Origin of the sequence: Actinomyces sp. HMSC065F11, from assembly GCF_001813085.1 — a bacterium.
GTDB lineage: Bacteria > Actinomycetota > Actinomycetes > Actinomycetales > Actinomycetaceae > Gleimia > Gleimia europaea.
Genome location: NZ_KV811472.1, coordinates 1 through 20,185, shown reverse-complemented (window position 1 = coordinate 20,185; position 20,185 = coordinate 1). Strand labels below are relative to the sequence as shown.

Genomic DNA, 20,185 nt, shown 5'->3' with positions numbered 1-20,185 from the left:
AGAAGCCATACAGGAAGAATAACCAAAAAAACCCACTTCAACCCTTTTTTTAACTTATTCCCGCCAAACGACAGAGGTTCGGCGCGGATCATACAATTTGCTACCTCTAACTAACGCAGGCCCCACCTCGACCCGGTCGACCGTCACAGAAAGCAGGTCACGTCGCAATTCTGGCGACGCCCTCAACCACCAATCAGTAACCTCCTCCGCTTCAACAGAGAGCAGCTGCGCACGTTTCCACTTCTCAATGATTGCCTTAGCCTTTCCGATATCGTCATGGAGTGTCTGGGAAACCGCTTCCAGCTCAGGCATGCGTAAATTGCCACGCGCGTAACTAGCCCCTGCTTCTCGCAGTTTCGCTTCACCCTCTTCGATAGACTTAATGGCCACTTCGGCCTGGCGAGAGAAGCGGCTCATAACATTATCCAAATCGGTAACCGCTAAACGTGCCAAAAACCTCTCAGCCACATCGTTCTCAAGCGGCTGCGCTTGACACCGAAGACGGCCACACCCACCGTCGCCCTTCATGCAGACGTATGACCGGCGCCCCGTGTCTGTTGGGCCAGGACTGAGCTCCGAGCCGCAAAGTCCGCACACGGCAATGCCTGAAAGCATGTACTTGAGACGTCTGCTCTTAGGCTGAGAAGGCTTCTCCAACTTTGCGCGAACAGCGTCCCACGTTCCCTCGCTAAGAATCGCGGGCCAAGGCGCTTCGACCAGTTCCATGCCGCGTTCTATCTTGCCCGCAACCCGTGGAGAGATAAGTACACGCTTGAGAGAGGTGGGCGACCAGGAGTTTCCCGCCGTGGTTTTAATTGGCATCGATCGAGCGGTCGCGCGTAGACTTTTCCCGTCAATAACTTCTTGGGCAGCATCTTTGATGGCTTTTGCTTCTTCTTCGACGACATTAAGCCCCATGTCGTCATATCCAAATGGTCGCATAACCCCTCCAGTCGTCCCGTACGGTACACTGTAACATGACTGGAGCCGTGACACTATATGACAAAATAAATCGAGAAACATAGCGAAACATATCGAACCGTGTCAACCTCTTTAGGCGTCAATATCCGCGACAAATCAAGCAAAACCCATAGATACCGGATCTAACCGTTACAGAATCCGGCTTACAGGCCGTCTTCTCCGCCTTTACTTAAACGCGCCGCCCTCATTTATCAATGAATGAGGGCGGCGCAATTTCTAAGCGATCTATGCGGTTAGGTAGCGTTTGGCCAGAGCCGCAGCCCCTACAATGCCCGCAGTGTTGAATAGCTTGGCGGGAACCATGGGCGTTTTGATGTTGATGAGTGGCATGAACTGGTCATGCTTCTTAGACACGCCGCCGCCCACTACAAACAGGTCGGGAGTGAACAGCATCTCCAGGTGGGAATAGTACTTGGTGAGTCGCTTCGCCCACTTCTTAAACGACAGGCCTTCAGCCGTGCGCACTCCCGATGAGGCCCGGGATTCCGCATCGTAACCATCAATCTCAACGTGGCCGAGCTCCGTATTCGGCTGCAGTTGTCCGTTGTAGATCATCGCGGTACCAATGCCGGTGCCGAGCGTGGTAACAATAACGAGGCCGTCAACGCCCTTGGCTGCGCCGTAAACAACTTCGGCATAACCGGCGGCGTCTGCATCATTGACGGGATAGACCTTGCGGCCAAGTTCTGCTTCCATAAGCTCGATGACGTTCACGCCTTCCCACGACTTGTGCAAGTTGGCCATGAACAGAACCACGCCGTGCGAGACAGGAGCGGGGAACGTGATGCCAACAGGCATGGCAACAGGCAAATCAAACTGGTCAATCAGTTCTTTACAGGTTTGCGCTACGGCTTTGGGAGTGGACTTTTTTGGCGTAGGAATGCGCACGCGTTCCGTGGCGAACTCGCCGGTGTCAAGGTTGACCACGGCTCCCTTGATGCCGGATCCGCCAATGTCTATGCCAAAAGCAAGGTTTTGTTCCACTGCTTGTTCCATGGTGTGCTCCTTAGTTTTAGCGCAGGGTGAGGATCTCGGCGCCGTCCTCGGTAACTGCGATCGTGTGTTCAAACTGGGCGGTACGAGATCGGTCTTTGGTGACAACCGTCCAGTCGTCGTCCCACTGCTCCCATTCGATGGAACCGAGAGTGAGCATTGGCTCAACGGTGAAGACCATGCCAACTTCCATTATTTCGGTTGCGCGCGGCGAATCGTAGTGAGGGATGATGAGGCCGGAGTGGAAGGCTTCGCCAACGCCGTGCCCCGTGTAGTCGCGCACCACACCGTAGTCGAAGCGCTTGGCGTACTTTTCAATGACCCGACCAATCACGTTGATTTCACGGCCAGGCGCGATTGCCTTAATCCCGCGATACATAGCTTTCTCGGTGCGCTCGCAAAGCAGGCGAGATTCCTCATCAACCTCACCAACGGTAAACATGGCGCAAGTGTCGCCGTGTACCCCGTCGATGTAGGCGGTTACGTCGATGTTGACAATGTCGCCCTCTTCTAGGGGGCGCGAGTCGGGGATCCCGTGGCAAATCACTTCATTGATAGAGGTGCAACACGATTTCTTGAAGCCCATGTAGTCAAGGCAGGAAGGGTAGGCGTCTTGCCCGATGATGTAGTCGTGAACTATTTGATCCAAGTGGTCAGTGGTCACGCCAGGTGCTACAGCCTCGCCGGCTTTAGCTAGTGCGTCGGCCGCGATTTTGCCGGCCCGGCGGATCTTCGCAATGGTTTCAGGCGTTTTGATATCAGAGGTGGTAACCACCTCAGGCCCGTCATGAAACAGATATTCGGGTCGTTCAATGTGGTCTGGGACGTGTCGCTTAGGAGAGATGAGTCCTGGTTTTGTGTTGCCGAGCGGGGCGCGAAGCGCCAGCTGTGATGCGGAGGTCATGAATCTTGCTCTCTAGTTGGTTTTGTAATGGTCCGGGCCGGGGAAGGATCCGTCCTTCACTTCTTTGGTGTAGGCAGTAACCGCGTCTTTTAGGCTTTCGCGAAGGTTCGCGAACTTCTTGACGAAGCTCGGCACCCACTCGTACATGCCGGCCATGTCTGCCCAGACAAGTACCTGCCCGTCCGTGTCCGGTCCCGCTCCAATCCCAATAGTAGGAACATGCAGGGCATCGGTCACGGCTTTGGCAACCGGGGCGGGTACGAGTTCGAGGACGATGGCAACCGCGCCAGCTGCTTGTAGGGCAAGCGCGTCGTCAATCATCTTCTGCTTCGCTTCGCCGCGCCCTTGCATTCGGGGGCCTCCCAGGGCGTTTTCTGACTGCGGTGTGAATCCAAGGTGCCCCACAACGGGGATGCCTGCTTGGGTTAGTAGTGCGACGGTGTGTGCGATTTCCGCGCCCCCCTCGAGCTTGACGGCATTGGCTCCAACACGGATTAGGCGAACAGCATTATCGAATGCTTCCTTCGAGTCCGCCTCATACGCTCCAAACGGCAGGTCGGCCACAACGATTGGCCGGTTTATGGAGCGAGCCACAGCCGCGGTTGCGCGTTCCATGTCTTCCATGAGAACGGGAATGGTTGAACCGTAGCCCAGCTGAACGTTGCCGTAACTGTCTCCAACGAGGATCATGTCCACACCTGCCTCTTCAAAAATGGGCGCGGTGAGGGCGTCGTAAGCGGTTATCATCGTAAGTTTGCGACCGGCACTTTTAGCCATCGCAAGGTGATGCATGCGCCACTTCTTCGGTTCTTTGAACGATTCTTGGGCTGTATCTACACTCGTCATGTTTTCAATTATGCGCGGTAGCGCGCAAAAGTCACTTCATGTGTTTTGCAAGCTATGGGTTTGTCTAGCAAATTGGAACAATTCCGCAGTTAGAGGCCTTAGGCGCTAGTCTGGTAGTCGTTGATAAGCGACAAGGATTGATATGTCGAACATTGATGAGAATGTAGAAGTAAACCCTTTGGACGCTGAGCAAATGGATGCGACTGTGCAGCGTGCTTTGGAGGCTATTGGTAGTGCTTCGACTCTAGAGGAATTGGCGCAGGCCAAGCGGGAGCACTTCGGTGATGGGTCTGCGGTGGCGCTTGCAAGTCGCGTAATCGGCGGACTCCCGGGGGCGCAGAAGGCAACCGCAGGTAAGGCGGTTGGAAAAGCGCGTGCTGCAATCACCGCCGCTCTCGATGAGCGAAAGGCCTTGTTGGAGGCTGAAGAAGAAGCTCGCGTTTTGGCCATGGAGGCTGTGGATGTAACCGCTCCGGTAAAGCGTCAGCCCGAGGGCGCGCGTCACCCGCTTCAGGTTTTGATTGAAGAGGTGGCGGATTTCTTTACTTCGATGGGCTGGGAGATAGGCGAGGGGCCGGAGGTTGAACACGAGTGGTTCAACTTCGACGCGTTGAACTTTGACATTGATCACCCTGCAAGGCAGATGCAGGACACGTTCTATATCGATGGTCGCTCGGTTGGCGGCGAGACTGAGGGTGATGCGAATCTGGTGCTTCGCACGCACACGTCGCCCGTCCAGGCACGTTTGTTGCTTTCGCATGATTTGCCCCTGTACGTAGCGGTGCCGGGCAAGGTGTTCCGTTCCGATGAGCTTGACGCCACGCACACTCCCGTATTTCACCAGGTGGAGGGCCTCGCGGTGGATAAGGGGCTAACGATGGCGCACTTGAAGGGCACTTTGGACCACTTCGCGAAGGCGATGTTTGGCCCCGAGGCCAAGACTCGCCTGCGCCCGTCGTTCTTCCCATTTACGGAGCCGTCCGCAGAGATGGACCTTTGGTTCCCGCAGAAGAAGGGCGGCGCCGGCTGGATTGAGTGGGGCGGTTGCGGCATGGTCAACCCGAACGTGCTACGCGCCTGCGGTATCGATCCTGATGAATACACTGGTTTCGCTTTTGGCATGGGGCTTGAGCGCACCTTGATGTTGCGCCACGAGATTGCTGACATGCATGACATTGTGGAGGGCGATCAAAGATTCTCCCTCCAGTTCGGAACAACGGGGAAGGGGAACTAAGAATGCCAAACGTACCGATTTCTTGGCTTCGCGATCATGTGGAGGTTCTCCCCGGCACTGATGCGCAGCGCCTCGCCTCCGATCTAGTGAAGGTAGGTTTGGAAGAAGAGACGATTCACCGTGCAGCTGTGCAAGGCCCGCTGGTGGTTGGTCGTGTCCTTACGTTGGAAGCTAAAGAGCAGTCCAACGGCAAGATTATTAACTACTGTCGCGTGGATGTTGGCGTTCACAATGATGCGCCCGGTGAGGGCAAAGAGCCTTCGGATCTGCCCTCACGTGGCATCATTTGCGGTGCTCATAACTTCAAAGTTGGAGACCTAGTTGCCGTTGTCCTTCCTGGCGGCGTCCTTCCGGGTGATTTCGTTATCTCTGCACGTAAGACCTACGGCCACATTTCTGACGGCATGATTTGTTCAGAACGCGAACTTGGCCTGTCGGATGAGCACGATGGAATTATTGTCCTTACAGAAAAATTTGATGAAAGCGAGATTCCTGCACCAGGTGAGGACATCATTGGTCTTCTCGGCCTGGGTGAGGAACTGTTGGAAATCAATGTCACGCCAGATCGAGGCTACTGTTTTTCCATGCGCGGGGTCGCAAGGGAATACTCGCATTCGACGGGAGCGAAGTTCACAGACCTAGGTCTTGCTCAAAACCTAAAGACACAGCCTCCGGCTGCTAACGCTGAAGGTTTCAAGATCGAGGTTGATGATAGCTCTCCGATTCATGGCAGGGTAGGTTGCGATAGGTTCGTTACCCGCATCGTGCGTGGTATCAACCCAAATGCGCCGACGCCAGCATGGATGGTTAAGCGTCTGGAAGCGATGGGGATGCGCTCCATCTCGCTACCGGTCGACATCACCAACTACGTGATGTTAGATCTCGGCCAACCGCTACACGCATACGATTTGGCGGCGCTCGCGGAGCCTATAGTGGTGCGCCGCGCGAACGGTGGCGAGACCCTCGTGACCCTCGATGAGGTCGAACGCAAGCTCGATTCGGAGGACCTTCTGATTACCGATAGCCCTAACGGCCAGCGCGGTAGCCGGATTCTTGGTCTGGCTGGCGTGATGGGTGGCCAGTATTCAGAAGTTGAGGAGGCCACTACTGACGTTTTGGTTGAGGCCGCGCACTTTCACGCTGTCTCTATTGCGCGTACATCGCGGCGCCACAAGATTCCTTCGGAGGCTGCAAAACGCTTTGAACGAGGGGTGGATCCAGAGCTTCCACCGGTTGCAGCGCAACGCGTGGTTGATTTGCTGGTTGAGTACGGCGGTGGAGTAGCGGATTCTCCGGTTACCGATTACAACGAGGTTCCCAGGCGCGAAGCTATCGAGATGAAGCTGTCTGAACCTGCTCGCTTGACGGGCGTGGAGTATGGTGAGCAGCGGGTTATCGAGCTTCTCGAAACGATTGGTGCAACGGTCGAACGCCGTGAAAATGTGCTTTCCGTGACGGCCCCCTCCTGGAGGCCAGATTTGACTGAGCCTTGTGACCTTGTGGAAGAGATTGCGCGCCTTGACGGCTACGACAATATCGAACCGGTACTGCCTAAGGCACCAGCCGGTGTTGGATTGCCCAAGGCGCAGGTGGCTCGCCGGTTCGCGGCGCGCACGCTTGCAGACCGCGGTTTTGTCGAGGTGGGATCCTACCCATTTATTGGTGACGCGCACGATCGCCAGCGCATTCTGGATGGCGATGAGCGTAGAGAGGTGGTTACTCTTCGTAACCCGCTAGTGGATGGCGCGCCCAATCTGCGCTCTTCCATCATCGATACGCTACTGGAAACGGCGCAGCGCAACGCTGCCCGCGGTGCTGAATCAGTTCGCGTTTTCGAGCTGGGCATGGTTACGCGCCCGCAGGGTACGAAGCCTTCTCCTATTCCTTCGGCAGAGCAGCGCCCCAGTGGCCGTGAGATTGGTGCCCTTCATCGCGGAACTCCTAAACAGCCGTGGCACCTTGGTCTCGTTGCCGGTGGGTCAGCGGTTGGCAGTGCCATTCGTGCAGGGGCTCGGGACTTCGGTTGGGCTGATGTTTTAGAGGCTGCCCTCGCTGTCGGTTCTGCTTTGGGCGTGCAAGTAGAGGTTGCGCCGCTGTACCGCGATCCGCAGGTTCAGTTGACCCACGGAAAGCCTGCTCCGAAGCCGGTTGCTACCCCGGAGGAAGCCGCTCCGTGGCACCCGGGCCGCTGTGCAGTGCTGTTCGTCAGGCAGAAAAAGAATTTGGTTGAAGTTGGTCGCGCGGGCGAGCTTCATCCGGCCGTGGTTAAGGAATACGGTTTGCCTAAGCGGTCGGGCGCACTTGAGCTAGATCTCGATGCATTGATCAAGGCAATGCCGGCCAACCCGATTACGGTTTCTGCCGTTTCCACTTTCCCCGTGGTGAAGGAAGATATTGCCGTTGTGCTGGATGCGGATATTCCCGTCTCGATGGTGGTTGATGCGATCTACGCCGCCGGGGGAGATTTGCTGGAAGGCGTGGAGTTGTTTGACGAATACCGTGGTTCGCAAATCGATGAAGGCAAGCGATCGTTGGCGTTCGCACTCCGGATGCGCGCTGCCGACCACACGTTGAAGTCGGATGAGACGGCAAAGGTCAGGGAAGCGATAATCACGCGTCTTTCTAACCAGCTTGGCGCAAAACTGCGCGCCTAACTGGTTGAGCGGGGAGTTCGCGCTTCGATTTGTGGTGTGAACTCCCTGTCTCAAACTGTGCTATCGGTAATAAATAGGGCAAACTAGAGCTATGAAGATTTTGGTTGTATGGGCATCTCGCCACGGATCTACCCGTGACATCGCCAATGCGATTTACGAGGAGATGCGTAGCGAAGGTGTTGATGTAGACATTGTCAATGCTGCGGACGCGAAGGACATTTCTGAGTACGGCGGTGTTGTGCTCGGTTCTTCCGTTCACATGACGCAGTGGGAAGAGTCGATGCGTACCTTCATGAAGGAACATCAAGCGGAGTTGTTTGAGAAGCATCTGTGGACGTTCTCTGCGGGGCTGTCTTCAGTTCCCACAGGGCTCGTGAAGGATCCGGCTCGCGTGGGCGCCACCCAGATCGGTGTGCAACCGCGGATGAACAAGCAATTCTCAGGATGTCTCGACCCGTCCAAGCTGACGTTGCGTGAGCGCACGATTGCTCGTCTTGGCGGCGCAGTTGAAGGCGACTTCCGCGATTGGGATGACATTCGTGGGTGGGCGCGCTCTGTTGCTAAAGATGTAAAGTCTCTGGGCTGAGACTATCCCCGGCTCGTTTTCGGGTCGGGGATTCACTATATAAACACTTAGTTGATAACTATTCATAGCATGTTATAGTTATTCGCATGAGTGTTTCTGTTGGCATTGTTGGCGCATCGGGCTTTGCGGGTAGCGAGATCGCCCGTATTCTGAGTGAACATCCGCATTTCGATGTCCGCGTGCTTGTTGCCGCTTCTTCTGCGGGCACTCGGTTTGGTGATTTGAACCCGCATATTCCAGCTTTAGCCGACAAGATTATTCAACCGTTTGAAGTTGATGCTCTGTCGTCTCTCGATCTGGTTTTTGTGGCCCTTCCGCATGGTAAATCTGCAGAGATTACTAGCGCACTGGAAGGCGGCCCAGTGGTGATCGATGCGGGTGCGGATCACCGTCTCAAGTCAAAGGAGTCGTGGCAGCAATTCTACGGCGGCCCGCACATGCGGGCGTGGGACTATGCGATGCCCGAACTCGTCCACGCTGATGAGGCGGGCGCGATTCTCTCCGGGAAGCAGAAAAAAGCGGATACTCAACGCAAAATCCTCAAAAACTCACGCGCCGTGGCAGTGCCCGGTTGTAACGTTACTGCGGTAACACTTGCAATGATGCCGGCTGTGGCGGCGGGATTTGTTAGCTCCGGGTCGCTTGTGGCTACGCTTGCAGTTGGTTATTCCGGCGCGGGGCGCAGCGCCAAGCCACATTTGATGGCAACCAGTGCGCTTTCCAACATTGCGCCGTACTCAGCAGTTGGAAAGCACCGCCATATTCCCGAGATTGTGCAAAATCTACAGGTTTGCGGAGCGGGCGAAATTGAGGTGGAGATGACTCCCGTCCTCGTTCCCACTTCGCGAGGGATCGTTGCAGTGGTGAACACTGCCACGGATGGTGTGTCGACTTCCGAATTGCAAGAGGCGTACAGTGCCGTCTACGGCGCAGAGAAACTGATTGAGCTTTCCCCGGCTTACCCTCAATCTGGTCCGGTGGTAGGAACCGGCCGCGCGCAGGTGTGGGCGGGAGTGAACCCGAATACGGGTGTTCTCACGGCGATGACAGCGATCGACAATCTGGGCAAGGGAACTGCAGCTGCCGCGGTTCAAGCGGCTAATTTGGCGTTTGGTTTCGACGAGTGCCTCGGCATCTACATGAACGGAGTGTTGTGATGGTCACGGGTGTTTGTTTCCCAAAGGGCTTTGCGGCGGCCGGAATCGCAGCGGGTTTAAAAGCATCCGGAGGTAAAGATCTCGCTCTGGTAGTAAACGAGGGGATTTTACCGGCAGCGGCCGCAGTTTTTACATCGAACCGTGTAGAGGCAGAGCCCGTTAAATTCTCGCGCGCACAGATGCGAAACGGCGTGGTTACACACGTATTGCTCAATTCGGGTAACGCTAACGCCTGTACGGGAGAGCAAGGCCGAAAGGATGTGGAAGCTTGCGTGAATGAGCTTTCCCTTGCGGCGGGTGTGGACCAGGCAAAAATCGCGGTTTGCTCCACAGGAGTGATCGGAGAGTACCTTGATACGGCGGCTATCACCCGGGCGATTCCAGCCTTGGTGAGCGGCCTTGAGGTATCGGGCGCAACCAGCGCGGCCTCGGCAATCATGACAACCGATACCGTTCCAAAAGAGGTCCAGATTGAGGTGGACGGGTGGCGCGTTGGAGGTATGGCCAAGGGGGCGGGGATGCTGGCTCCTGCACTTGCCACCATGCTGTGCGTGATAACAACCGACGCGGTTATTGATAATGAAGCTCTTGATAGCGCCCTTCGTCACGCCGTCCAGGTGAGTTTCAACCGCCTCGATACGGACGGATGTATGTCCACTAACGATACGGTGATAGTGCTCGCTTCGGGAGAATCGGGGATTACGCCAGATGAGGCTACTTTCGCTACTGCATTGGAGCAGGCTTGCACAAAGCTGGCGAAGATGCTTCGTGATGACGCGGAGGGGGCTGAGCATTTCGTAGACATCACGGTTAGTGGTGCAAGTAGTGAGGCGGCCGCAGTCGAAGTGGCACGTGCGGTGTCTCGTTCAAACTTGGTGAAGACCGCAATTTTTGGAAATGACCCAAATTGGGGGCGCATTTTGTCGCAGATCGGCACGGTTCCAAGCTGGGTAGCTCCGTTTGATGTGGGCAAGGTAAATGTTTCAATCAACGGCGTGATGATTTGCAAGAACGGCAGTGTCGGTGATCCTAAGGAATCGCTTGATTTGGCGGCAGCCCAGGAGGTCAAGATAGAGATCGACCTGGGTGCTGGCAATAGTTCAGCAACCGTTTACACAACGGACTTGACGCACGCGTACGTACACGAGAACAGTGCATACACATCATGAGTAATCTTTCAGCATTGGACAAGACCAAGATTTTGCTTGAGTCCGAGCCATGGCTGCGGCGTTATTCGGGCCGCAAAGTTGTGATCAAATATGGTGGCAATGCAATGATCTCGCCGCAGTTGCAACGCGCATTTGCGGTTGACGTGTCGTTTTTGCATACGTGGGGCGTGCATCCAATAGTGGTGCATGGGGGCGGCCCACAAATCAACGAAATGCTGGATCGCCTAGGGCTACAGGCCCCGTTTGCGGATGGCTTTCGCGTGACAACGCCTGAAGTGATGGAGGTGGTGCGCATGGTCCTGGCTGGAAAAGTGCAGCGCGAACTCGTATCACTCCTGAATGAACGCTCGATCGCTGCAGTGGGGTTGTCTGGTGAGGACGCCGCACTGTTACACGCACGTCGCAAGGTGCAGGTCGTTGATGGTAAACCGGTAGATTTGGGGCAGGTCGGTGACGTGGCGGGGGTAAACCCAGCGCCTGTAGAGGATCTTGTTAGTCATGGCCGTATCCCGGTGATCTCGTCGATTGCGATTGATGAGGATTCTCCAGGCGATGTGCTTAACGTTAACGCTGACGCGGCTGCGGCGGCGATCGCGGTGGCCGTGGGAGCGCAAAAACTCATTATGCTTACGGACGTGGAGGGGATTTACCAAGACTTTGAAGATAAATCTTCGCTGCTTAATCGGATGAGCCGCGCGCAACTCGAAGAGTTGATGCCATCGCTTGCTGCGGGAATGATCCCGAAGGCGCAGGCCGCTTTGTCTGCGCTTGCAGGCGGCGTTGAGCAGGTGCATGTGATTGACGGACGCGTTCCCCACTCGATGCTCCTAGAGGTTTTCACCGACGAGGGCGTGGGCACGATGATTACCGAGGAGGGGTAGCTGTGGATTCAAACTGGCTTGCCCGCTATGAGGAATCTATGCTCGGCGTGTTTGGTGTTCCTGCGATGGTGTTGACCCGTGGGGAGGGCGTGTACGTGGAAGATGCGGATGGCAACACGTACATGGACTTGCTGGGCGGAATCGCTGTGAATGCACTCGGCCACGCCCATCCGGCTATTGCGCAGGCGGTTGAAAAGCAGGTGCGCACGCTGGTGCACGCCTCGAATTTCTTCGCAACGATGCCCCAAATCGAACTGGGCGAAGCACTGCGTGAGATCGTGGGCGGATCTGGCCAAGCCAAAGTGTTTCTTTCAAACTCGGGAACAGAGGCAAACGAGGCCGCCTTGAAGATCGTAAAGGCGCACGGGAACGCTACTGGTAAGAATCGCATTCTTGCGTTAAAAAACGCATTCCATGGCCGATCTCTCGGGGCGCTGTCCCTTACGTACAAGCCGGCTTATAGGGAGCCTTTCGCACCCCTCATCTCGAATATAGAGTGGATCGATCCTACAACTATCGCTTTAGAGAAGGCATTTTCCGCAGGTAATGTTGCGGGTGTTTTCCTCGAGCCGATTCAGGGTGAGGCGGGAGTAATCGAGGTTCCGCCTAATTTCTTGACGCGGGCGCGCACACTGTGTGATCGAAACGAAGCGCTCCTCGTTGTAGACGAGGTGCAAACCGGAATGGGGCGTACAGGACAGTGGATGGCCCATCATAGCGCCGGGGTGGTTCCAGACGTTGTGACCCTTGCAAAAGCACTCGGTGGGGGAGTTCCGATCGGCGCAACGATTACTTTATCTTCCGTTGCAAGCGCGGTTTTGAAGCCGGGTATGCACGGAACCACGTTTGGAGGTAACCCCGTTGCCGCGGCTGCGGCGCTCGCGGTGATTCGTACGATCAAGTCCGATGGCCTCCTCGAACATGCACGAATCTTGGGGGATCAGTGGATGGATAGCATCCGCGCTCTCAAAAATCCACATATTAAACAGGTTAGAGGCCGCGGCTTGCTGGTCGGCATTGAAATTGATGAACCGCGTGCCGGCATGGCTGTTAAGGTGGCGCAAGCCAGCGGGTTTATCATTAACGCGGCCAATCCCACAACCATCCGGATAGCGCCACCACTGATACTTACCGGGGAGCAGGCGGATGCGTTCACGGCGGCCTTGCCCGGCATTATTTCAAGAAGCTATAGCGAAGGAGAGCTGTGAAAGATTCGGATAACACCCGCACGCCAGCCTCGAAGGCTGGGCGGCACGCGGCGATTGAACAGATCCTCGCAACCCGGCAGATCGCGTCTCAGTCGGATTTGCGCGAAGCATTAGAAGAGGTCGGCATTTTCGTTGCTCAAGCAACGCTTTCACGTGATCTTTTGGAAGTGCGAGCAACAAAGGTTAGAGGCGTGGACGGACGCCAGATCTATGCGCTGGCTAACCCGGAGCGACCGGTGGAATGGGGCGAGGAAGGCGCGGAACAGAAGTTGCAGCGCTGGTGCCAGGATCTGCTGGTAGGAGGAGCCACAGCAAACAACTTGGTGGTGCTTCGCACCCCGGCGGGAGCTGCTAACCTCCTCGGCTCGGCTATCGACTTTTCTAGGGATGAAACGGTACTCGGATCCGTTGCGGGAGATGACACGATTATCGTCGTATGCGTATCAGATGAGGCCGCGCAGGCGTACTGCGACAAGCTACTCAAATATGCGGAAGGCGTTAAAACTTCCAGCCAAGAGCTACAGAAAGAAGAAAATAAATGAGTAAGAAAAACCGGATTGTTCTTGCCTACTCGGGCGGTCTAGATACCTCTGTTGCGATCGGTTGGATCGGGGAGCGTACAGGCGCGGAAGTTATCGCCGTTGCCGTTGACGTGGGCCAGGGCGGTGAGGATCTTGAGGTGATTCGCCAGCGTGCTCTAGACTGCGGTGCCGTTGAGGCCTACGTAGCTGATGCGCGTGACGAGTTCGCTAACGATTACTGTATGCCAGCGCTGAAGGCAAACGGCCTCTACCAGGGTGAATATCCTCTGGTTTCTGCGCTTTCTCGCCCGCTGATTTCCCGCCACCTGGTGAAGGCGGCCCGCGAATTTGGGGCCACTACGATGGCACACGGGTGTACGGGTAAGGGCAATGATCAGGTTCGTTTCGAAGTGTCGTTTACCTCGATCGCGCCGGACTTGGATTGTATTGCTCCGGTTCGTGACCTCGCACTTACTCGCGACGTGGCAATCGACTACGCCAACAAGCACAAGCTACCCATTGAGACCACCAAGTCAAACCCGTTCTCTATTGACCAAAACGTTTGGGGTCGCGCCATCGAGACAGGCTTCCTTGAGGATCTGTGGAACGCGCCCACCAAGGACGTCTACTCGTACACGGATGATCCCACTTACCCCCCGCTTCCAGACGAACTCGTCTTGACTTTCGAAAAGGGCATCCCCGTGGCGATTGATGGCCGCAAGCTCACGCCCCTGCAGATTATTCAAGAGCTCAACACGCGCGCCGGCGCTCAGGGCGTTGGCCGTATTGACATCGTTGAAGACCGCATGGTTGGTATCAAGTCTCGTGAGATTTACGAGGCCCCGGGTGCGGTTACGTTAATTAAGGCGCACCAGGAGCTGGAGAATGTCACTCTTGAGCGTGAGCAGCACCGCTACAAGCGTCGCGTAGACATGCGCTGGGGTGAACTCGTTTACGAGGCACAGTGGTTCTCGCCGCTCAAGCAGTCTCTCGACGCTTTCATTGATCACACGCAAAGCTACGTGTCCGGCGATGTGCGTATCGTCCTGCACGGTGGCCGCGTGACGGTAACGGGACGCAAGTCTGATACCTCGCTGTATGACTTTAACTTGGCCACCTATGAAACGGGTGACACATTTGACCAGTCCCACGCTCGCGGATTCATTGAGATCTACGGTCTAAGCTCTAAGCTCGCCGCCGCCCGCGACGTTCGTTTTGAGCACGGTGACGCGTTCGAGGCAACCAAGTAGGGGATATGTCAAACGACAACGTTAGTCTTTGGGGCGGTAGGTTCACCGGCGCGCCCGCGCAGGCGTTGGATGCGCTTTCGGTTTCTACCCATTTTGATTGGCGATTAGCCCGAGTGGATATTGCTGGTTCGAAAGCACATGCGAGGGAGCTTGGCCGAGTCGGCCTGCTCACCGAAGCAGAGCTTGACGCCATGCTAGCGGCGCTTTCCTCACTCGATGAGGACGTGGCGAGCGGCAAGTTTGCGCCGCAGCCCGGTGATGAGGACGTGCATACCGCACTGGAGCGTGGCTTACTCGAACGCGCCGGAAGTGAACTGGGTGGCAAGTTGCGTGCGGGGCGTTCTCGAAATGACCAGATCGCCACACTAATCCGCATGTACCTGCGTGATGAGGCAAAGCACCTGTCGGGCCGAGTGCTCGACCTCGTGGATGCTATTTTGCATCAAGTTGGTGAGGCGGGTGAGGCAATCATGCCGGGACGTACCCACATGCAACACGCCCAGCCCGTCCTCGTCGCCCATCATCTGATGGCGCATGCGTGGCCACTGATCCGGGATTTAGAGCGCCTTTCTGACTGGGATAAGCGCGCTGTGAAGTCCCCTTACGGTGCGGGTGCGCTTGCGGGTAATACGCTGGGGATGGATCCGGCCAATATTGCCGCAGAACTTGGGTTTGACGAGGTTTGTGAGAACTCGATTGACGCCACGTCCGCGCGTGACGTGGCCGCCGAATTTTCTTTCATCGCGGCGATGATTGGTGTGAACCTGTCGCGTTTGGCGGAAGAAATCATCATCTGGAACACGGTCGAGTTTGGGTACGTGACACTCGATGATTCATTTTCGACAGGATCGTCGATTATGCCGCAGAAGAAGAATCCGGATATTGCAGAACTTGCGCGCGGTAAGTCGGGCCGGATGATTGGTGACCTCACTGGCTTGATGACTGTCTTGAAGGGGCTTCCGCTCGCTTATGATCGCGACCTGCAAGAAGATAAGGAGCCGGTTTTCGATCAGATCGATACACTCGATGTCCTCTTGCCAGCAATGACCGGGATGATCCAGACCATGACGCTGCACACCGATCGTATGGAGTATCTGGCTCCCCGCGGTTTTTCACTGGCAACCGATATCGCGGAATGGTTGGTGAAGAAGGGCGTGCCCTTCCGCGATGCGCATGAGATCTCGGGGCGCTGCGTGGCGCTTGCAGATGCAACTGATCGTGAACTGTGGGATCTATCGGATGAAGAGTTCTGCGGGATTCATGAGGCTTTAACGGCTGATGTCCGGAGTGTACTTTCCGCGCAGGGCTCGGTTGCGGCCCGTGCCGGTCGGGGAGGTACGGCTCCAAGCCGGGTGCGCGAGCAGAAGGCCGAGTTGGAGCAAAAGGTTACGCAGCTCCGGCGCCGCCTCGCATCTAGCTAATGATGTTCTAAGAGTCGGGCGGGCTTGCGGTATTTTCGCAGGCCCGCCCGATTCGTTTTACCTAATGGAAGTAGAACTTTGCAGTTGCTCCTGCAGGATCTCGTCCTTGAACTGGAAGCCCGCTTCAAGAAGTCTTGTTGGTACAGCGTATTGTGAAGAAGTGGCAAGCACGGCCATGTCGCCAAGTACCATGCGCAGGGCGAACGCAGGCACAGGTGGGCCGGGAACGCGACGGTAGTGGGCGGCTGCCCCGGCTGTGAACTCTTCGTTCGTGCATGGATTTGGCCCGGTCAGGTTGAACGCGCCTTCCAGCTGCGGATTCTCTAACAGGAACCGCACCGCGCGCACGTGGTCGCGTAGTGAAATAGTGGGCATCCATTGTCGCCCATCGCCCAGGCGACCGCCGAGGAATGTTTTGAACAGGGGTTCAAGGGCGTGGAGCATACCTCCGCCATCCTCCAGAACCAGGCCAGTACGAATGTTGACAACGCGGTTCACCTTGGCGCGCTGAGATTCTCGCTCCCACACTTGGCATAGTCCGCCAAGAAAGTCATTGGCTGGCTGCGAGTCTTCTTCCAACACTTCGTTGTCGCGCGAACCGTAGTAGCCAACTGCGGAGCCGGTAAGGAATGTTTTGGGGCGCTGAGATTCTGGTAGGGAGTTAATAGCGTCGGCCAGAGTTTTGACTGATTTTAGCCGCGAGTTCACCAGCTCATGCTTGTATGCGTGGGTCCAGGGCCAGCGCGCGAGTGGCGCGCCGTTAAGACAAACCACAGCATCGACTCCCGCGAGGTTCCGAGGGTCGATGTCGTCGGCGTCGGGGTGCCAGCGGGCTTCGCCAGGCCCCGGTTCACTACGCGTTAAGCGAATGATTTCCCAATCGCTGTTCTTGAGTTCATTTTGTAGCGCGGTGCCCACAAAGCCACTTGCGCCGCCTATAACAATCCTTTTACGCATGCTTCATTGTTACACCTGCCCGCACGGGTGCGCATTAGGGCAGCTTCATTTGCCCGGGTTTAATCCACCCTCGTTTACGCATGATTTCGGAAATGCCTAGCGTTAGTAGCGCGGGAGCAACGAAGTGGAGCCCAACGATTAGTGCCAGTAGCGTCGCAGGGTTCGTGGTTTCGGACATGACAGTCCAAGTCATGATTTGGCCGACTAGGCCGGAGGTGCCCATGCCCGCGCCAGCAGCGTTGCTCTCCATGTGGAAGACGGTTGTAGCTATGGGGCCGAGGATAGCAGAGGTGAGGATCGGTGGGATCCAGATTTGGGGGTGGCGCAAGATGTTGGGTACTTGCAGCATGGATGTTCCAAGTCCTTGGGCGATGAGGCCGGAAACCTTGTTTTCGCGGTAGGAGGCCACGGCGAACCCAACCATTTGTGCGGAGGTTCCAACGGTTGCGGCTCCGGCTGCGAGGCCGGATAGTCCAAGAATGATCGATAGCGCGGCGGACGAGATGGGCAGAGTGAGGATGATGCCCATGACCACGGAAACGATGATTCCCATTGTGAAGGGGCGATGCATGGTGCCCCAGTTGATGATGTCTCCAAGGCTTAGCATCATGGCTGAGATTGGAGGACCAATTAGAAGTCCAAGTAGTGATCCGGAAACGATTGTTACAAACGGTGTCACGAGGATGTCCACGGGAGTTTTCCCGGACACTGCTCGGCCGATTTCAACAGCTACGAACGAGGCAAGAAAGGCTCCGAGGGGCTCGCCGGGGCCGAGCAGTTGCATGGTCAGGCCGTCTACTACTCCAGCGTCGAGGATTTTGCCCGCGTGGGCGCCAACCATGCCCGCAACTCCGGTGCCTGCGAGTACATAGGTGCTGGCTTCTAGCCGGTGTGCGACACCAATACCGATGCCTGCCCCAGTCAGAACGGAGGCGATGGATCCCATCAGCACCAGTGGTTTTCCAACAACGTCGGGGAGCAGGTTTCCAATTGAAACCATAATTGTGCCAATGATTAGTGTGGCAAAAAGGCCATGTGCCATGCCGGTTAGGCCGTCGATAAAGAATCGGTTTGCCGAGGTTTTTACTCTATTTGGGATTTTCATCGCCCATCTCCAAAGCGCTACTGTATATACACTCAGGTAGACGTTATCAGAGCGTTGAGTTATCCCAAATTCGGATTATTGCTTGGGCTCGGACAAGAAGCCGTGTTCGCCTAACGCCGCCTCAATCGCGTCGAGTGTTTCTTCACTATCGGCTTCGACCGTATGCTTGTGGTAGCCGTCAGTGAGTCGAGAGAGACGTTGGGGCCGTTCAAAGCTTTCCAGGAAGTTTTTCAAACTCTTGGGTGATATCACGTTTAGATCGGCGCTGATTTCTCCGTACTGCGGGTGATCGATCTTGATGTCCAGCACGCGTCCGCCATGCTCGATAATTAGCGCCAGTTCGGTTTTGGTTTCGCCGTAGTCGTGGCGAACTTTAAATTCGCGTCGAGGTAGCTGGACCGGGCGAATCAGCAGGTATCCACGATTGGTTGAAAAGATGGGGACGCCTTCGGCGCGCAAGAGGGCAATATCTTTGACGATGACTTGCCTGGTCACGCCAAGCAGGTCTCCAAATGCGGTGGCGGAAATAGGAGCGTCCGAGCTTTCTAGCTTTCTCAGAATCGTGCTACGCCTGTCGTTGCTAATACAGCGATTTCCCTTTCTCACCATAGGAACACGTTAGCCAAAAGATGATAAATAGTGAAAAATTGTGGCGGTGGCTTAGAATGCCATCGGAAAATGTTGTTATTTGGAAGGAATAGAAGTGGCCGATCTAATTGATGATCTGCAGTGGCGGGGATTGATCCGTCAGCACACCGATCTAGATAAGTTGCGTAAGGAACTGTCTTCGGGGCCGGTCACTTTCTATTGCGGTTTTGATCCAACTGCACCTTCGTTGCATCACGGGCATTTGGTCCAGTTGATTTTAATGCGTCACCTACAGCTCGCGGGACATCGTCCTTTGGCTTTGGTTGGCGGTGCAACCGGCCTCATTGGCGATCCGCGCATGTCGGGCGAGCGCACATTGCAGCCTCGTGAGGTTGTTGAAGGCTGGGTAGAGAGCCTGAAGAAGCAGATTTCGCGCTTCCTTGATTTCGAGGGCGAGAACGCCGCACTAATGGTGAACAACTTGGATTGGACGTCAGAGCTATCCGCTATCGACTTGCTCCGTGATTTGGGTAAGTTCTTCCGGATGGGAACGATGCTCTCCAAAGACGCGGTTGCCCGGCGCCTGAGCTCTAAGGAAGGCATTTCTTACACGGAGTTTTCGTACCAGATCCTCCAAGCTAATGACTACCTGCAGCTTTACCGTCGTTACGGTTGCACGCTTGAGACTGGCGGCGATGATCAGTGGGGCAACCTGGTTGGCGGCCTCGACTTGATTCGCAAGGTGGAGGACGTGGAGGTCAGCGTAATGACCACGCCTCTCATCACGAAGGCGGATGGCACGAAGTTTGGTAAATCAGAGGGCGGGGCCGTCTGGCTGAATCCGGACATGTTGTCGCCGTACGCGTTCTACCAGTTCTGGCTGAATGTGGATGATGCTGATGTGGTGCGTTTCTTGAAGGTTTTCACATTCCTAGATCGCCCGCAGATTGAGCGTCTTGAAAAAACGGTAGAGGATGCCCCGTATAAGCGTGAGGCGCAAAAAGCTCTTGCAGCTGAGGTGACCAAGTTGGTTCACGGTGAAGAAACTCTGCAGCGCGTGCTGGAGGCCACCAACGCTCTGTGGGGTAGTGGCGACCTGAAGAAGGTTGATGCAGCGACTTTGTCTGCGGCTACGTCGGAGTTGCCGGCCGGTGAGGTCGCATTTGGTGAGGCAACGATCGTGGATGCTCTGGTTGCAGCCGGTTTAGAAAAGGGCAAGCGTGCCGCGCGCACAACTGTATCCTCGGGCGGCGCGTACCTAAACAATGAGCGTGTTGAGAGTGAAGACCAGATTATTAGTGCCGAGGACGCCTTGGCAGATGGAACCGTTTTGATCCGTAAGGGAAGGCGGAATCTAGCAGTAGTGCGTCCTGCCAAGTAGGGCAGTCTAGCCTGGTGGCCGGGAATGTAGGGGCACGTATGCCCGCACACTCCCGGCCCAAACTATGCGTGTGGTGGGAGTCACCGCAGATTCGTTTGACCGGCTAAAAGTGAATGTGTAAAGTTGAAACTCGTTGCGAGACAGACGGCAAAGCCCAAAAGTTTCGCGGCCTGCTTCTAGGAAGTGTGATCCGAGTCAGGAATCTTGACAAGTGATTGCAACCTGGTAAGCTAGAGAAGCTGTTTCAGGCAGTGAAAACTCAGAAACAGCGTTACACCTCACTTCTTTCCCTACTAGATTTTGTTGGGATGAGTGTGTGTGGGTGTTGTTTGTGAACTCGATAGTGTGT

18 protein-coding genes are annotated in these 20,185 nt (G+C 55.8%); 11 read left to right on the top strand and 7 right to left on the bottom strand.

The genetic code is table 11. The features are described from left to right. Positions 1-54: 54 nt before the first annotated feature. The 4 genes from HMPREF2891_RS05750 to panB form a co-directional block, all read right to left on the bottom strand. A complete protein-coding gene (locus tag HMPREF2891_RS05750; RefSeq protein ID WP_070664351.1) occupies positions 55-942 on the bottom strand; it encodes a recombinase family protein in 888 nt (295 codons plus the stop codon). Positions 943-1,206: 264 nt separating this feature from the next. Next, entirely contained in the window at positions 1,207-1,977 is a 771-nt protein-coding gene (ppgK, locus tag HMPREF2891_RS05745) for a polyphosphate--glucose phosphotransferase (protein WP_070664349.1), read from the bottom strand. A gap of 16 nt (positions 1,978-1,993) precedes the next feature. After that, a complete protein-coding gene (gene map / locus HMPREF2891_RS05740; protein WP_016445027.1) occupies positions 1,994-2,878 on the bottom strand; it encodes a type I methionyl aminopeptidase in 885 nt (294 codons plus the stop codon). 12 nt (positions 2,879-2,890) lie between these two features. Then, on the bottom strand, positions 2,891-3,724 hold the full coding sequence (gene panB / locus HMPREF2891_RS05735; protein ID WP_070620454.1) for a 3-methyl-2-oxobutanoate hydroxymethyltransferase: 834 nt from the start codon (positions 3,722-3,724) through the stop codon (positions 2,891-2,893). A 142-nt stretch (positions 3,725-3,866) separates the two neighbouring features. Between panB and pheS the strand changes: the two genes are divergently transcribed. The 10 genes from pheS (at position 3,867) to argH (ending at position 15,805) form a co-directional block, all read left to right on the top strand. Further along, entirely contained in the window at positions 3,867-4,958 is a 1,092-nt protein-coding gene (gene pheS / locus HMPREF2891_RS05730) for a phenylalanine--tRNA ligase subunit alpha (RefSeq protein ID WP_070664347.1), read from the top strand. 2 nt (positions 4,959-4,960) lie between these two features. After that, a complete protein-coding gene (gene pheT / locus HMPREF2891_RS05725; protein WP_070664345.1) occupies positions 4,961-7,612 on the top strand; it encodes a phenylalanine--tRNA ligase subunit beta in 2,652 nt (883 codons plus the stop codon). 91 nt (positions 7,613-7,703) lie between these two features. After that, positions 7,704-8,198: a flavodoxin domain-containing protein gene (locus HMPREF2891_RS05720; protein ID WP_070620444.1), complete on the top strand. Its 495-nt coding sequence runs from the start codon at positions 7,704-7,706 to the stop codon at positions 8,196-8,198. An 86-nt stretch (positions 8,199-8,284) separates the two neighbouring features. Then, positions 8,285-9,355 (top strand): Asd/ArgC dimerization domain-containing protein, encoded by a 1,071-nt coding sequence (locus tag HMPREF2891_RS05715; RefSeq protein WP_070664344.1) that lies wholly within the window; start codon positions 8,285-8,287, stop codon positions 9,353-9,355. Further along, on the top strand, positions 9,355-10,524 hold the full coding sequence (gene argJ, locus HMPREF2891_RS05710; RefSeq protein ID WP_070664553.1) for a bifunctional glutamate N-acetyltransferase/amino-acid acetyltransferase ArgJ: 1,170 nt from the start codon (positions 9,355-9,357) through the stop codon (positions 10,522-10,524). The genes HMPREF2891_RS05715 and argJ overlap by 1 nt, the downstream gene beginning before the upstream one ends. Beyond that, entirely contained in the window at positions 10,521-11,405 is an 885-nt protein-coding gene (gene argB, locus HMPREF2891_RS05705; RefSeq protein WP_070664342.1) for an acetylglutamate kinase, read from the top strand. Before argJ ends, argB begins: the two co-directional genes overlap by 4 nt. A gap of 2 nt (positions 11,406-11,407) precedes the next feature. After that, a complete protein-coding gene (locus HMPREF2891_RS05700; RefSeq protein ID WP_070664340.1) occupies positions 11,408-12,613 on the top strand; it encodes an acetylornithine transaminase in 1,206 nt (401 codons plus the stop codon). Continuing rightward, a complete protein-coding gene (locus HMPREF2891_RS05695; RefSeq protein ID WP_034510949.1) occupies positions 12,610-13,155 on the top strand; it encodes an arginine repressor in 546 nt (181 codons plus the stop codon). The genes HMPREF2891_RS05700 and HMPREF2891_RS05695 overlap by 4 nt, the downstream gene beginning before the upstream one ends. Beyond that, positions 13,152-14,384, top strand: coding sequence for an argininosuccinate synthase (locus HMPREF2891_RS05690; RefSeq protein ID WP_034510948.1), 1,233 nt, complete (start codon positions 13,152-13,154; stop codon positions 14,382-14,384). Before HMPREF2891_RS05695 ends, HMPREF2891_RS05690 begins: the two co-directional genes overlap by 4 nt. A 5-nt stretch (positions 14,385-14,389) precedes the next feature. Beyond that, positions 14,390-15,805, top strand: coding sequence for an argininosuccinate lyase (gene argH / locus HMPREF2891_RS05685; protein WP_070664338.1), 1,416 nt, complete (start codon positions 14,390-14,392; stop codon positions 15,803-15,805). A 57-nt stretch (positions 15,806-15,862) separates the two neighbouring features. Here the strand turns inward: argH and HMPREF2891_RS05680 are convergent, their stop codons facing one another. From HMPREF2891_RS05680 to HMPREF2891_RS05670, 3 genes are all read right to left on the bottom strand, one after another. Then, positions 15,863-16,762: a TIGR01777 family oxidoreductase gene (locus HMPREF2891_RS05680; RefSeq protein ID WP_070664336.1), complete on the bottom strand. Its 900-nt coding sequence runs from the start codon at positions 16,760-16,762 to the stop codon at positions 15,863-15,865. Between the two features lie 34 nt (positions 16,763-16,796). Next, the gene (locus HMPREF2891_RS05675; RefSeq protein ID WP_070664334.1) at positions 16,797-17,867 is read right to left on the bottom strand and encodes a PTS sugar transporter subunit IIC; all 1,071 of its coding nucleotides are present in this window, start codon (positions 17,865-17,867) and stop codon (positions 16,797-16,799) included. A 75-nt stretch (positions 17,868-17,942) separates the two neighbouring features. Further along, entirely contained in the window at positions 17,943-18,476 is a 534-nt protein-coding gene (locus tag HMPREF2891_RS05670; RefSeq protein WP_070620414.1) for a transcription repressor NadR, read from the bottom strand. A 94-nt stretch (positions 18,477-18,570) separates the two neighbouring features. Here HMPREF2891_RS05670 and tyrS point away from each other — a divergent pair, with 94 nt between their 5' ends. Continuing rightward, on the top strand, positions 18,571-19,836 hold the full coding sequence (gene tyrS / locus HMPREF2891_RS05665) for a tyrosine--tRNA ligase (RefSeq protein ID WP_070664332.1): 1,266 nt from the start codon (positions 18,571-18,573) through the stop codon (positions 19,834-19,836). Positions 19,837-20,185 lie beyond the last annotated feature (349 nt).

Coding starts and splice junctions, on each gene's coding strand:
- HMPREF2891_RS05750 (WP_070664351.1), bottom strand. CDS start 942: ATGCGACCATTTGGATATGACGACATGGGGCTTAATGTCGTCGAAGAA.
- ppgK (WP_070664349.1), bottom strand. CDS start 1,977: ATGGAACAAGCAGTGGAACAAAACCTTGCTTTTGGCATAGACATTGGC.
- map (WP_016445027.1), bottom strand. CDS start 2,878: ATGACCTCCGCATCACAGCTGGCGCTTCGCGCCCCGCTCGGCAACACA.
- panB (WP_070620454.1), bottom strand. CDS start 3,724: ATGACGAGTGTAGATACAGCCCAAGAATCGTTCAAAGAACCGAAGAAG.
- pheS (WP_070664347.1), top strand. CDS start 3,867: ATGTCGAACATTGATGAGAATGTAGAAGTAAACCCTTTGGACGCTGAG.
- pheT (WP_070664345.1), top strand. CDS start 4,961: ATGCCAAACGTACCGATTTCTTGGCTTCGCGATCATGTGGAGGTTCTC.
- HMPREF2891_RS05720 (WP_070620444.1), top strand. CDS start 7,704: ATGAAGATTTTGGTTGTATGGGCATCTCGCCACGGATCTACCCGTGAC.
- HMPREF2891_RS05715 (WP_070664344.1), top strand. CDS start 8,285: ATGAGTGTTTCTGTTGGCATTGTTGGCGCATCGGGCTTTGCGGGTAGC.
- argJ (WP_070664553.1), top strand. CDS start 9,355: ATGGTCACGGGTGTTTGTTTCCCAAAGGGCTTTGCGGCGGCCGGAATC.
- argB (WP_070664342.1), top strand. CDS start 10,521: ATGAGTAATCTTTCAGCATTGGACAAGACCAAGATTTTGCTTGAGTCC.
- HMPREF2891_RS05690 (WP_034510948.1), top strand. CDS start 13,152: ATGAGTAAGAAAAACCGGATTGTTCTTGCCTACTCGGGCGGTCTAGAT.
- argH (WP_070664338.1), top strand. CDS start 14,390: ATGTCAAACGACAACGTTAGTCTTTGGGGCGGTAGGTTCACCGGCGCG.
- HMPREF2891_RS05680 (WP_070664336.1), bottom strand. CDS start 16,762: ATGCGTAAAAGGATTGTTATAGGCGGCGCAAGTGGCTTTGTGGGCACC.
- HMPREF2891_RS05675 (WP_070664334.1), bottom strand. CDS start 17,867: ATGAAAATCCCAAATAGAGTAAAAACCTCGGCAAACCGATTCTTTATC.
- HMPREF2891_RS05670 (WP_070620414.1), bottom strand. CDS start 18,476: ATGGTGAGAAAGGGAAATCGCTGTATTAGCAACGACAGGCGTAGCACG.